The organism is Winogradskyella psychrotolerans RS-3 (genome assembly GCF_000427335.1).
Taxonomy (GTDB): Bacteria; Bacteroidota; Bacteroidia; order Flavobacteriales; family Flavobacteriaceae; genus Winogradskyella; species Winogradskyella psychrotolerans.
Genome location: NZ_ATMR01000089.1, coordinates 98,182 through 112,146 on the forward strand (window position 1 = coordinate 98,182; position 13,965 = coordinate 112,146).

General features: G+C 33.0%; 11 protein-coding genes. 6 read left to right on the top strand and 5 right to left on the bottom strand.

The window, feature by feature from the left end:
- Positions 1-371: 371 nt before the first annotated feature.
- The 5 genes from ADIWIN_RS06355 to ADIWIN_RS06375 all read left to right on the top strand — a co-directional run bounded on the left by ADIWIN_RS06355 (position 372) and on the right by ADIWIN_RS06375 (position 9,751).
- On the top strand, positions 372-5,828 hold the full coding sequence (locus ADIWIN_RS06355; protein WP_020897902.1) for a DUF6923 family protein: 5,457 nt from the start codon (positions 372-374) through the stop codon (positions 5,826-5,828).
- Between the two features lie 15 nt (positions 5,829-5,843).
- Complete coding sequence (locus ADIWIN_RS06360) at positions 5,844-6,779, top strand: PorP/SprF family type IX secretion system membrane protein (protein WP_020897903.1); 936 nt, start codon at positions 5,844-5,846, stop codon at positions 6,777-6,779.
- A 12-nt stretch (positions 6,780-6,791) separates the two neighbouring features.
- Positions 6,792-8,714, top strand: a complete 1,923-nt coding sequence (locus ADIWIN_RS06365; protein ID WP_020897904.1) for an OmpA family protein — start codon at positions 6,792-6,794, stop codon at positions 8,712-8,714.
- A 137-nt stretch (positions 8,715-8,851) separates the two neighbouring features.
- Positions 8,852-9,142: a carboxypeptidase-like regulatory domain-containing protein gene (locus ADIWIN_RS06370; RefSeq protein WP_040756660.1), complete on the top strand. Its 291-nt coding sequence runs from the start codon at positions 8,852-8,854 to the stop codon at positions 9,140-9,142.
- Positions 9,143-9,361: 219 nt separating this feature from the next.
- Positions 9,362-9,751, top strand: a complete 390-nt coding sequence (locus tag ADIWIN_RS06375) for a hypothetical protein (RefSeq protein WP_040756661.1) — start codon at positions 9,362-9,364, stop codon at positions 9,749-9,751.
- A 26-nt stretch (positions 9,752-9,777) separates the two neighbouring features.
- Here the strand turns inward: ADIWIN_RS06375 and ADIWIN_RS06380 are convergent, their stop codons facing one another.
- Together ADIWIN_RS06380 and pdxH are read right to left on the bottom strand one after the other, a co-directional pair.
- The gene (locus ADIWIN_RS06380; protein ID WP_020897906.1) at positions 9,778-10,275 is read right to left on the bottom strand and encodes a CAP domain-containing protein; all 498 of its coding nucleotides are present in this window, start codon (positions 10,273-10,275) and stop codon (positions 9,778-9,780) included.
- A gap of 258 nt (positions 10,276-10,533) precedes the next feature.
- Positions 10,534-11,181: a pyridoxamine 5'-phosphate oxidase gene (pdxH, locus tag ADIWIN_RS06385; protein WP_020897907.1), complete on the bottom strand. Its 648-nt coding sequence runs from the start codon at positions 11,179-11,181 to the stop codon at positions 10,534-10,536.
- 81 nt (positions 11,182-11,262) lie between these two features.
- Between pdxH and ADIWIN_RS06390 the strand changes: the two genes are divergently transcribed.
- Positions 11,263-11,694, top strand: coding sequence for a hypothetical protein (locus tag ADIWIN_RS06390; RefSeq protein WP_020897908.1), 432 nt, complete (start codon positions 11,263-11,265; stop codon positions 11,692-11,694).
- Here ADIWIN_RS06390 and ADIWIN_RS06395 read toward each other — a convergent pair.
- The 3 genes from ADIWIN_RS06395 to ADIWIN_RS06405 all read right to left on the bottom strand — a co-directional run bounded on the left by ADIWIN_RS06395 (position 11,681) and on the right by ADIWIN_RS06405 (position 13,933).
- Positions 11,681-12,589: a ribonuclease Z gene (locus ADIWIN_RS06395; protein ID WP_020897909.1), complete on the bottom strand. Its 909-nt coding sequence runs from the start codon at positions 12,587-12,589 to the stop codon at positions 11,681-11,683. The genes ADIWIN_RS06390 and ADIWIN_RS06395 overlap by 14 nt on opposite strands.
- A 78-nt stretch (positions 12,590-12,667) precedes the next feature.
- Positions 12,668-13,000: a hypothetical protein gene (locus tag ADIWIN_RS06400; protein WP_020897910.1), complete on the bottom strand. Its 333-nt coding sequence runs from the start codon at positions 12,998-13,000 to the stop codon at positions 12,668-12,670.
- A 3-nt stretch (positions 13,001-13,003) separates the two neighbouring features.
- Entirely contained in the window at positions 13,004-13,933 is a 930-nt protein-coding gene (locus tag ADIWIN_RS06405) for an aspartate carbamoyltransferase catalytic subunit (protein WP_020897911.1), read from the bottom strand.
- Between the last annotated feature and the right edge of the window lie 32 nt (positions 13,934-13,965).

Below are 13,965 nucleotides of genomic sequence, written 5' to 3' on the forward strand. Positions count from 1 at the left end.
GTTTAACAAATAATTGATGTATTACATTATCAAAAAATAAGACATCGCTAAGCGACCATAAAATTTGTTAATCAATTTTAAATATGAAAATAATTTTACCTTTAATGTTTATTGCGTCAGGATTTTCATCATCAAGTAACCCAGAATTTAAGTTGCCTACTGTTAGTAGCACTACTGCGGAACAAGAAGTACCGGCAATCAGTTTTAAATCAGCTATAGTTAATACAACAGAAAATCACAGTTACTTAAATAAAAGTTTTAACATCGACCATAACCATTTACCGCGCTATTTTTATAAAACATTCCAACTTATATAACTCAAAATCATATTTTAAAGCAATCATAATCTGATTAACTTAAAAAAGCTTAAGATGAAACATTTATACAATCCCAAATCTAAAACACCTCGTAAACCTCTAATGAGTTTGGTGTTTATCATGACTCTAGTTATGGTCAATTTTTATTCTTTTGGTCAAACTATCGTGCCACTAAATAAAAAAGGATCAAAAACCCAACAGGTTCCTTCAGAGATTTTTAGTTCCGCAAATGAGGCCTTTCTTCTCCATAAGCCTTCAAATTATACAGATTTACAAAAAGCAAACATAGGTCAAGCCAATGTTGCTTTTAGTTGTGATGATGGTTTTGGATATATACTAACAAATGTTTCAAGTTCCAATGGAAATGTTACAGGGTTATATTCATTTGATTTATCTACAAATACACTAACCTTAATTAAGGATCCAATTATTGCTGAAACTAATACGTCTCAGTTTATAAATGCAATTGGCTACAATATTATTGATAATTACTTATACGGTATACTAAGTGGAAGTAGTAAAGTTGTTAAAATTGATAGCAACGGAGATATAGAATTATTAGATATTACAGGTTTTACAGGTACTAATTACGCATCTGGAGATATCGATGAGAATGGAATTTTATATCTATATGGGAACAACAAATTTGTAGCCATTAACTTAAACCCATCAAGTCCAGATTACTTAGTAGCTAACACTGTTTTACAGCATTCTAATTCTGTTAATGATATGGCGTTTAGCCCTGTTAACAACAAATTATATATGTTAACAAGTTCAGGTTCAAGATCTTTATTTGAATTTGACCCCGTTAGTAATACTATTATTAATTTAGGTAATGTCTCAGGCCTACAATCTGAATCTTCTAATTCATTTGGTACTGCTTACATGGACGCTCTAGGTAACATGTATGTTGCAAATAATTCATCTGGTAATACTTATAAAATAGCAACACCTCACTTAGGCGGAACAACAGCCACCTTCTATAGTAATTTACCAGGCGTAAGCCCAGGTGATGGCGCACGTTGTCCTTCACAGCCTACTAAACCAATTGCTATTGCTGATGATATTTGTATGACTTCTGATACTACAAATGTTACGATTAACGTCGCGAATAATGATTCTGAAGGCACATACGCAATTGATCCCAATTCTGTACAACTTATTGACCCTAACACGTCGTTACCATCTAATAGTATAACAGTTTCTGGTCAAGGTACTTTTACTTTAGGATCTAATGGAGACGTTACATTTCAAGCTTTAGCTAGCTTTACAGGTGTCTCTATTCAATATACAATTCTAGATGTCATAGGTTTTACTTCGACACCAGGAGTTATAACTATTAACTTAAATGATACAGAAGCACCAACAGGCTCAACCACGCAGCAATTTTGTGAAAGCGAAAATGCTACCGTAGCTGACTTAGAAGCGTCAGGAAGCAATATTATTTGGTATGCAAATGCAAATAGTGATACCCCATTAAATTCAGATGCAACGTTAAGCAATGGTGATACCTATTATGCATCTCAAACAAGTTCAGCAGGCTGTGAAAGTATCGAGAGATTAGCTGTCACAGTTAATTACAGCGCTGAAATCGCTTTAGTTTCTCAACAAGAAACAAGCTGTACCGTTGTTAATGGAACCTTATACACTATTGAAGCTACATTTACTGGTACAGCACCATTTACAGCTTCTGGAGATGGACAACCTGGAATTTTCACTGATAACAATGACGGCACAACCACTTGGGTTTCTAGCCCTATTGAAAGTGTGGTTGAAACTTATAATGTAACGATTAATGATAATTGTAGTGCACTGACGTTAACTGGAGCATCTCCTGCTGATTGCTTAAACACTCCTTTTGATTGTGACGATGGTTTTGCTTATATTATTGTAAATCAAAGAAATAGTGAAAACAATCGTGTTTCAGGATTATACTCTTATGATTTAGCAACACATGCCCAAACCTTAATTAAAGCTCCATTGATTACAGATACTTCTGTATCTCAATTCGTTAATGGTATTGGTTACAATATTTTAGATAATAACATTTATGGAATTCAACAAAACACTAACAACATTGTAAAAATTGATGCCTCAGCTAATGTAGAATTTTTACCTATAACAGGACCATTTACTATTGGAGATTACAGTTCTGGTGATATTAATGAAAATGGTATTCTATTTCTTTATGGTGAAAACAAATTTGTATCTATTGATCTAAATCCATCTAGTGCAGGCTATTTAACATCAACAAACTTATTAAATTATTCTGTAGCTATTAATGACATCGTAGTTAGCCCTGTTGACGGTAACATTTATATGGTTACAAGTACAAGTGGTAGAAAGTTATTACGTTTTAATATTGCTTCCAATACTATAGACGATCTTGGTTCAATTACGGGTTTAAGTTCAGAAACGACTAACGCTTTTGGAACGGCTTATATGGATGCCCTTGGAAATATGTACATTGCAAATAATGCTTCTGGAAATATTTATAGAATAGCATTACCACATACAGGAAATTTAATAGCAACAAATCATGCTGATTTAATTGATATAGAACCCGGAGATGGAGCGCGTTGTCCTTCACAATTAATTATACCTGAAGCAGATGATGACTCTATTTGTGCTACTTCTGATGAAATAGAGGCCGTAATAGAAATCAATGTTTTAGAAAATGATTCTGCAGGAACTTATAATATAGATATAACCGGTGTACAATTTATTGATCCTGTAACATTATTACCAACTACCACTGTTACAATTCCTGGTCAAGGAACATTTACAGTAAGTAGTGATGGTCTTGTATCATTTGAAGCAGTATCAGGTTTTTCTGGGACTTCTGTAGACTATATTATCACAGATGTTATTGGAACACCATCAATGCCAGCAACTATTACGGTTAATTTAAATACAACTGATGCTCCTACCGGAGATGTAAATCAAGAATTTTGCGAATCTAGTGATCCAACTGTTGCAGACTTAAATGTCACAGGTGAATCAATTCAATGGTATGCTAGTGAAAACGAAACAACTCCTATTGATCCTTCTGAGGCTTTAATAGATGGAAACACTTATTATGCGACTCAAACTTCTGCTGAAGGTTGTGAGAGTTTAGAACGCTTAGCAGTAACTGTAAGCTTGAATCCTGACGTAACTTTAGTAACTGCAGAAGTAACATTATGCTCTGATGATAATACAACTTATACTATTATAGCAACATTTATCGGTTCAGCACCATTTACGGCTACAGGAAATGGGCAGCCTGGTACTTGGGTCTCTAACAATGATGACTCTTTTACTTGGACATCAGATGCAATTCCTGCTGATCAACCTTATAACGTAGAAATAACAGATGAAAATTCTTGTAATACCATTACACTATCAGGTGAAGCAGCAATCTGTTGTGAGTTTATAGTAAGCTGTCCAACGTTCGAAGAAACTACTGTAGCATGTTATAGAGAATTACCTTCTCAAACAACTTACACTATTGATGAATTTGAAGAATTAGGTAATGCAGATGGGATTATCGGTGATGACGCTTGTGGTATAATAGAAATTACTGCTCAAAATAGTAGTGACGAAAACACGTGTAATCAAACAATTACACGTACGTATACGATTACCTCTTATGAAGATACGAACGGGAACGGATTACGTGACGGAAATGAAACTACAGTTTTAAATAGTACAGATTGTACACAAATTATTACATTAAACGATACTATCGCTCCGACATTTACGGTGCCAGATGATATCACAGTTGAATGTGATTACGATTCTACAGACCTAAATATTACAGGTTATGTGAGCGATGAAGCGGATAACTGTTCTACTGATTTAAAAGCGAGCTTTACGGATAGTATTGTAGATGGATCTTGCCCAGGATCATATGTTATTTCAAGAACATGGTCTTTAATCGATGGTTGTGATAATACGACAACGAAATTACAAACGATCACTGTTCAAGATACTACGGCTCCAACATTTACTGGTCCTGCCGATATAACTATTGAATGTGGTGTAGATATTACTGACTTATCAATTACAGGCGACGTTACTGACGTAACGGATAATTGTGCTGTTGATCTTGAGGCTGCTTATACAGATAGTGTTGAAGAAGGTACTTGTCCTGGCTCATCAGTTATTACAAGAACGTGGACCTTAGCCGATGATTGTGATAATGCAACAACATTTGTTCAAACTATTACAGTACAAGACACTACGGTTCCAACGTTTAGTGTTCCTGCAGATATCACTATTGAATGTGATGTAGATGTTACAGACCTATCTATTACAGGTGATGTTACTGATGAAGCTGATAATTGTGCTATTAATCTTGAAGCTGTCTTTACAGATAGTATTTCTGATGGCTCTTGTCCAAGTTCTTCTATTATTACAAGAACATGGTCTTTAACTGATGATTGTGATAATGCCACAACATTTGTTCAAACTATTACAGTTCAAGATACCACAGCACCATCTTTTAATGAGACTTTACCTGCAGATTTAGATGTAGAATGTGATGCTGTACCTACAGCAGAAACATTAACTGCAGCTGATAATTGTGGAACTGCAGACGTTTCTTTCTTAGAAGAAATAACAAATGGTTCTTGTATGGGAGATTACATTATTGTACGTACATGGACAGCAACAGATGATTGTGGAAATGACAGTGTACATACGCAAATTATCAACGTACAAGATAATACTGCGCCAACTTCAGTAACTGCTTTTGATGATACCTTAACTGTTTTATGTGATAATATTCCTGAACGACCAAGTTTAGTGTTCGAAGATTCATGTTCAAATGATATTGATGTTAGTTTCAACGAAGAATCGACACAAATTAATAACTCAGAAGATTATGATATTATTAGAACATGGACAGTTACTGATGATTGTGGTAATGAAGCTTTGTTCACACAAACAATCACTGTAGAATTAACTAATACTATGCAAGCTACGGATGCTAATCGTTGTATTCTAGATTCTGAATTTAATTTATTCGACCTGTTATCTGGTGACTTTGATACCAATGGAACCTGGAGTGTTATCTCTGGTAATGCTACAGTTAATGGTAGCTTATTTGATCCGTCTTCTGCAGAAGTTGGAGAGTATACATTTATGTACTCGATTGCAGATGCTGCTTGTCCTGCAGATATAGAGGTTAACGTTACTTTAGATGATGATTGTGTTGTATTAGCATGTGGTGAAGATGATGTTGTAATATCTAAAACAGTAACAGCAAATGGTGATGCTTATAATGAAACATTTACGATTACAGGTATTGAAGACTGTGGATTTGTAATTGAGCTTCAAATATTCAATCGTTGGGGTGCAGAGATTTATAAATCTAACAATTACTTAAATGATTGGCGTGGTGAAGCACACAGTTCTTCTATTGGAAGTTCTGGAAAAGTCCCTACTGGTACATATTATTACATTATTAACCTAAAAAATAGTGGATTGGAGCCAATGGCTGGACCTATCTACGTAGCAACAAATTAACAAAAAACTTAACCAATGAAGTTATCAAAAATTATAAGTATTGCGATACTATTTTTGAGTGTTTCTACAGCTTTTGCTCAGCAGTTACCTCAATTTACGCAGTATATGTTTAACACTATTTCTATTAATCCGGCATATGCAGGAAGTAGAGAAACGCTTAGTGTCGTAGGTTTACACAGAAGTCAATGGGTTGGTTTAGATGGTGGACCAGAAACACAAACCCTATCGGTTCACTCTCCATTACGTAACGAAAATATGGGGTTAGGAATTTCCTTTATCAATGATAAGCTAGGTTATGAAAATTTCTCATACCTCTATGCAGATTATTCGTATACCATTAAAGCAAGTGAAACTGTAAAATTAGCCTTTGGTATTAAAGGTGGACTTACACATTATAGCTTAGATGAAGAGTTATTAAATGATCCTTCTGTAATAAGCGATCAGTTTTTTAATGATGTATCGAATCGTTGGAGTCCAAATTTTGGTGCCGGTTTATATTTACATTCGTCACGTTGGTATCTTGGGCTTTCTGCACCTAGAATATTAAATACCGATTATAATAACGGAGGAAGTGGCTCTGTTGATTATGTCGCTTTAGAACGTATTAGTTATTATGCGACTGGTGGTTATGTTTTTGATCTAAGTGAAAACACAAAATTAAAGCCATCTGTATTATTAAAAGCTACAAATGGTGCTCCTTTATCATTTGATGTCTCTGCAAACTTCTTATTCCATGATAAAGTTTGGTTAGGAGGTGCTTATAGAGTTAACCAAAACGCAGCAGCAATTGGTGGTATAGCTGATTTTCAAGTCTCAAAACAACTGAGAATTGGTTATGCTTATGAATATCCAATTTCAGATATAAGACCTTACACTAGTGGTACACACGAAGTATTACTAATGTTCGAAGTCTTTAAAAGTAAACGTATTAAATCGCCTAGATATTTCTAAAAAGATCCAATTATGAAGACCAAAATATTAGCGTTCGTTATAGTTTTAAGCAGTACATTCTCTTTTGCCCAAACGAAATTGGCAGATAAATTTTTTGAGAATTATGGCTATGTAAAAGCCATTGAATTGTACGAAAAAGCTGTTGAAAAAGGAACAAATAGTGCCCATGTATTAACACGCTTAGGTGATGCTTATTACAATAATTCTAATTCTGAAAAAGCAGCGTATTGGTATGAGAAAGCCTTAGCTGAACACAAAAACATTGAAGCTGAGTATATTTATAAATATATTCAATCTCTAAGAAGTATTGGTAATTACAAAGAAGCTGATGTGTGGTTTAAAAAACTTAGTGAAGCTCAAAACGGAGATAGTAGACTTAAAGGATACAATCCTGATGAAGTTGATATTTTTGATAAATTAACTTCAAAGAACGATGACCTAATTGTTCAAATTGAAAATTTACCTTTCAATACTGAAAACTCTGATTTTGGATCGTATATGTTTAACAATACCCTTTATTTCGCTTCTTCAAGTAGTAGTGATAGTAAAGTGTACAACTGGAATAAAGAGCCTTTTTTAGACATATTCCAATTAGAAGTTACGGATGAAGACGATGGTTCTCAATCTTACGGTGCCTCATCTAAAATCAATGCAGACGGTATAAATACAGACTATCATGAAGCTTCCATTGCGATTACCAATGATGGAAAAACGATGTATTTTACAAGAGATAATACGACGAAGCGTAATAGATTAAAATACGATAAAGAAGGTACAACACATCTTCAAATTTACAAAGCTACTTTAGTTAATGATCAATGGACTGATGTTGAAGAATTACCTTTTAATGATGATTTATTTTCTACTGGTCATCCAGCATTAAGCCCAGATAACAAAACCTTATACTTTGTATCTGATAGAGATGGAGGTTTAGGTCAAACAGACATATATTCAGTGACTATTAATGAAGATAGTACTTATGGCGAACCTCAAAATTTAGGAGATGATGTCAATACAGAAGGCAGGGAAATGTTCCCTTTTATAAGTGACGATAATACCTTCTACTTTTCTTCAGATGGACATTTAAATTTAGGTCTCTTAGATATTTTTCAATCAAATATATTGAAAGATGACGCTACAAAAGCTCCTATTAATATTGGTGCACCTTTTAATAGTGGCTATGACGATTTTGCTTATTTCATAAACAATGAAACACAAAAAGGTTATTTCTCTTCAAACAGACCAGAAGGTAAAGGAAGTGATGATATCTATAGTTACTCAGTAACTGAATGTCGCCAGCAAATTACAGGTATTGCTAGAGAAAAAAGAACAGATATTATTTTAAGCGGAGTTACAGTACAACTTATTGACGAAACTGGTAAAATACTAGAAGAAGTTACAACGGCAGCCGATGGTTCATATACTTTTGATGTTGAATGTGGAAAAACATATACCATCTTAGGTTCTAAAACAGATTACGTAGATGATAAAGGCACTATTACAACGACTAATGAGAATGGAAAAGTAAATGAATTAGATTTATCCTTACGACCATTAATTATGGATAATCAGATTGTTATTAATCCAATATTCTTTGATTTTGATAAATCTAACATTAGAACAGACGCTGAATATGAATTAGAAAACATTATTGATGTCCTACGTAAGCATCCTGAAATGATTATTAAAATAGAATCACACACCGATAGTAGAGGTCGCGATAATTATAACTTAAAGTTATCTGATCGTCGTGCAAAATCTACTAGAGACTATCTTTTATCTAGAGACATAAGTCCAGAAAGAATAGAAAGTGCAATTGGTTTTGGTGAAACACAACTTTTAAATGATTGCGGAAATAATTCTAAATGTTCAGAAGAAGAACACCAATTAAACAGACGTTCATACTTCTACATTCTAGATAGAGATAGGAAATAATATCTCATTCATAAATATTAAAAAAGAGCAAGCTTTATGAGTTTGCTCTTTTTTTTTATACTTCAACTAAATTTCTTAATGTTGATAAGAAAGGGATTTAAAGAACATAATTTTGTTAAGACATTAAAGTTTTATAAATGAAGATTACAGTACTACTATTAGCGGTAATATCAACGTGTACAATTTACTCCCAAACTATAAAAGGAAGCCTTACAGACAGCCTAACTAAGGCTAAATTACCTTACGCTAACTTAGTTATTAAGGATACAAAAAATGAAGTATATAGCAATGAGGATGGAACTTTTAATTTAGATATCTCTAAAACCACTCAAACTGACACTTTGGTAATATCGCTGATAGGTTATCACAGACATCAAATAGCATTAACTAATTATAATAGTACAAATGATTATGTCCTAAATCTTTAATTATTACCAAAGTTTGAAACTCTAACGGAAGTTCTTATTTTAAGTAACACTAAAGTATATGAAAAACAGAAAACTAGTCTATCCACAGGTAAAAGAAAACAAGTATTCCCGACATCTATTCTTTTTGGATACGAAACAGCCACATTAATAGAAAACATAAAGCAACCTAGAGGTAAATTAATTGAAGTCGAATTGAAATTTAAAGATTCAAGCAGAGATATGTATAAAACATATCAAACGTTTTATCGATTAGCTTTTTATAGTGTAGATCACTTAGGGTTTCCTGCTGAGCTTATACATTATGAAAACATCATTATTAAGCCCGAAAAGGACACTAAGAATTATAAAATAGATTTAGAAGACAAGGCCCTTCCATTTGGAGAAAAAGGAATTTTTATCGGTATAGAAACCATAAAGCCAGACCATGTTGAAATCACCAATTCGATGTACTTAACAACACCAAGTATTCTGCATACGAACAGTGAAAAACAATTAAAATTTTCGCGCTTTCGTTCTAATAATTGGTCTAAGCATTCTCGGAAATCTGTTTTTAAAAAGAAATATTATGCAATTCCTTTTATAAAAACTAAAGTTGTGTTTGAAAAATAGGGATTATTGTGTAAAGCAAAGGCAAACTAGCGCTTAATAAAAATATTAGTAAAGTACCATTTCCCTGCACTATTCTGCTCTGCAGAGACATCAAAATCGGTATAATTACCTTCGATATTTTCTCTATGACTAGGACTAGCTATCCAAGCATTAACAACAGATTCTGCAGAACTAAAACCATAACCAACATTTTCAGTAACGATATTTGCACTTGCATTGGCCTGTAAGCTTTGCTTTCTTAAGAAGAAATTATCATGAGAAACATTATTAACCTCAATCATATACTCTGTATGTGTAGAGGCAACAGCTTTAACCGTATTATGATTATTTAGAGCATTTAATCCTTCGTTAATGCGATATGCATTAATAAGCTCCATAATTTCAATCTCTATGGACTTAGCTTCAGGTGCAACAGGAACTTCAATTGAATTTAGGGCTTCTTCTTCTGTATTGTCTTTGGCACAAGACGTAAAAGTAAAAAGGGCAACAATAGCCAAGATCGGCAAGAGTCTAGCTGCTTTCATAATGTAGGTTATTTAGGTTTGGGACTGCTAAATTAACCACACAGCTAAGTTAAACTGTTAAGGAAATGTTAAAATCGACAAACAACATGTAGTTTGTCGAAATTTAATGTAAATCATCGATGAAATACATTTTAAAGGACAAAAAAGATGTTTTTAAGCACGTGATAAATGTATTTCGTCGATAATTAGACGCATTGGTTTTTGTATTCTATAGCGTAACAAATTCAACTAGACTAATTATGTTAATTGATATAAACACTAGGGTGCCAAACGTTCAATTTTCCAATTATAATCGTCTTGAAGTTGGTATCGAATTCTATCGTGAAGCCTATTAGGTCTGCCTTGCCAAAATTCTAGCTCTACGGGTTTAATTATAAATCCACCCCAATTATGAGGGCGTTCAATCTCCATTCCTTCAAATTTAGCCTCTAAATCTTTCAATTTAAGTTCTAATTCCTTTCTGTCTTTTACAACTTCACTTTGATTAGAAACAATAGCGCCTAATTGGCTGCCTCTTGGTCGCGATTCAAAATAACCGTCACTTAGATTTTCTGAAATTTTTTCAGCTTTACCTTTTATTATAATTTGTCGCTCTGCAGCATGCCAAAAGAAGGATAAACACACATTAGGATTATCTGCAATAGCTTTACCTTTTTCACTGTTGTAATTGGTGTAGAATATAAATCCCTCGTGTGTGTACTTTTTAAGTAGCACTACTCTACTCTTTGGATAACCGTCTAAACCTACAGTAGAAATAGTCATAGCATTCGTTTCTCCCACATTAAAATGAGTATCTACTTCTATAAACCAATCTCTAAACAACTCAATCGGATTTTCTGGTACACTATTTAATAATAGCTCACCTTTCTCGTAAGATTTTCTATAATTACCTAAGTCTGCATCCATTACATTTTTATTTATTTTTTCTTCTTCTTTTATTTTTTACATCGCAATTTTCACTATAAATTTAAGGATTAAAATATATAAATGAAGTTTGAAGACAGTAAATATTCTAGGCATTTAGCTTATAAAAAAGAAACCTTTTCTTTTGGTACCGTATACGTAACAGAACATTTTTTATTATCTGAATTTAACGAAGGTATACATGTGGATAATAATATTGCCAAAGAATTAGTTTCTAGATTTAGCAACGTCATATCAAAAGGCATTAAAATAGGTTATATCGCCAATCGTTACAACTCGTATTCTTTTGATCCACAACTTTGGGTAGATTTCAATAAAGACTATGATGCTTTTGTAGCATCCGCTATTGTGACTTACTCAAACTTTAGTTATCTCAATGCTTCTTTAGAAAAGAAATTTTTTAATAAAAGTCTAAAACGCTGTAAAAGTGTAGAAGAGGCTATAGAATGGGTTCTGAATTTAGAGGAGTTTAAGACGGGTATTAATCAAAATTAAACGATTTACCATCTTTAGATAATAGCACATTATCGAAAACAGTTTTTGCTTCAGACTTAAAGTCCTCGTAACCATTATAACGTGTTGAATAATGTCCAAGTATTAAAGTTTCAACATTGGCTTTCTTGGCTATAGTAGCAGCTTGTTTTGCAGTACTGTGTTTTGTTGGAATACAAAGAGACTCGTTTTTATCTAAAAAAGTCGATTCGTGATACAAAATGGTACAATCTTTAATTATTGGGATTATGTCTTCATTATAAATAGTATCACTACAAAAGGCATAACTTTTTGCTGCTATTGGATCTTTAGTTACCTTTTGGTTACTAATTAATACTCCATCCTCATTCTCTACATCAAATCCTTGTTTTAACTTTCTGAAATACGCTTTATTAATGTTGGCTTCAGTAACTAAATTAATATCAATCTTACGTTCATTTTCTTTCTCCTTAAATAGAAATCCATTAGTGTAAATACGATGTTTTAATGGAATCGTGTGGACTTCAACTTTATCATCTTCGTAAATTAATTCAGATTCGTTAGCGCTTAACTCATGAAAAATAAGTGGATATTTTGTCCAACTAGCAGATAACTTCATTTGAAGTAATATGACTTCTTTTAAGCCTTTTGGTGCATAAATATGAAGTTCTGTCTCTCTTGTTAAAAGACTAAACGTATTCACTAAACCAATCAAACCAAAATAATGATCTCCATGAAGATGTGATATAAAAATGTGTTTAATCCTCGAAAACTTAACCTTACTTCGTCGCAATTGAACTTGCGTACCTTCTCCACAATCAATTAAAAACATATGGTTTTTAATCTCTAATACCTGAGCTGTTGGATTACTATTAATACCTGGAGTGGCACTGTGACAACCGAGAATGGTTAATTTCATTAATTATTTTTTGTGAAGTCTCAAACTGTTTAATCCTTAGATGCAAGTGACAAAGATATTAAAAACCAAATGCGATTTTTACAATTCTAAATCGCGTTCAATATCTTCCATTTCAATAATATCAAAAGCTTCTTTCATGGTTGGCACTACAACTATTTCGTCTGGCATTTGATTTAAATCCACGTTTTCAGAAACAATAACAAAACTCTTTTTATCGCCTCTATGATTATTACTTATTCGTAAAAACTCTATTACATCTTCAAGTGTAATTTTATCTAAACTCGATAAATTTACAATAAGATGATCATTTTTATACGTGTCATACGCTTGTTCAATATTTTGAACTAGTGTTTTTACAGTTGCTGTTTCTTGTGTAATTATGGCAATGTTACCATCTCTATCTATTATCATAATTTATTGTTTTATTTTAGAAGCTAAAAGATAAATCACTGCCATCCTAACTGCAACTCCATTTTCTACTTGATTTAAGATAATGGCTTGTTTAGAATCTGCGACATCACTTGTAATTTCTACTCCTCTGTTTATTGGTCCAGGGTGCATAATTACAATCTCTTTATCTAAGCTGTCTAATAGTTCTTTATTAACTCCAAATTGCTGTGTATACTCTCTTGTAGAAGGAAAATAACTAATATCCATACGTTCATTCTGCACGCGTAGCATATTAGCAACATCACACCATTCTAAAGCTTTTTTTAGATTGGTTTCTACCTTAACACCTAAATCTTTAATATATTTTGGTAGCAAGGTTTTAGGTCCACAAACCATAACGTTGGCTCCCTGCAGTTGTAACGCATAAATATTTGAAAGTGCTACACGACTATGTAAAATATCACCAACGATAACAACATTCTTGCCTTTAACACTTCCTAATTTCTCTCTAATTGAATACGAATCTAATAAGGCTTGTGTAGGGTGTTCGTGTGCTCCATCACCGGCATTAATGATACTGGCATTTACATGTTTTGAAAGAAATACACCTGCACCAGGATTCGGGTGACGCATAACCACCATATCTACTTTCATAGATAAGATATTATTAACGGTATCAATAAGCGTTTCTCCTTTTTTAACTGAAGATTGTGAAGCCGAAAAATTAATAACATCTGCTGACAATCGTTTTTCAGCCAACTCAAAAGATAATTTTGTTCTAGTTGAATTTTCAAAAAATAGATTCGCAATAGTAATATCTCTAAGTGATGGTACTTTTTTAATGGGTCTATTAATAACCTCTTTAAACTGATCGGCAGTTTCAAAAATAAGGTCGATATCTTCTTTAGTAAGATATTTAATTCCTAATAAGTGATTGACACTTAATTCGCTCATTTTTATTGGCTTTTGGCTTTTGGCTTTTGGCT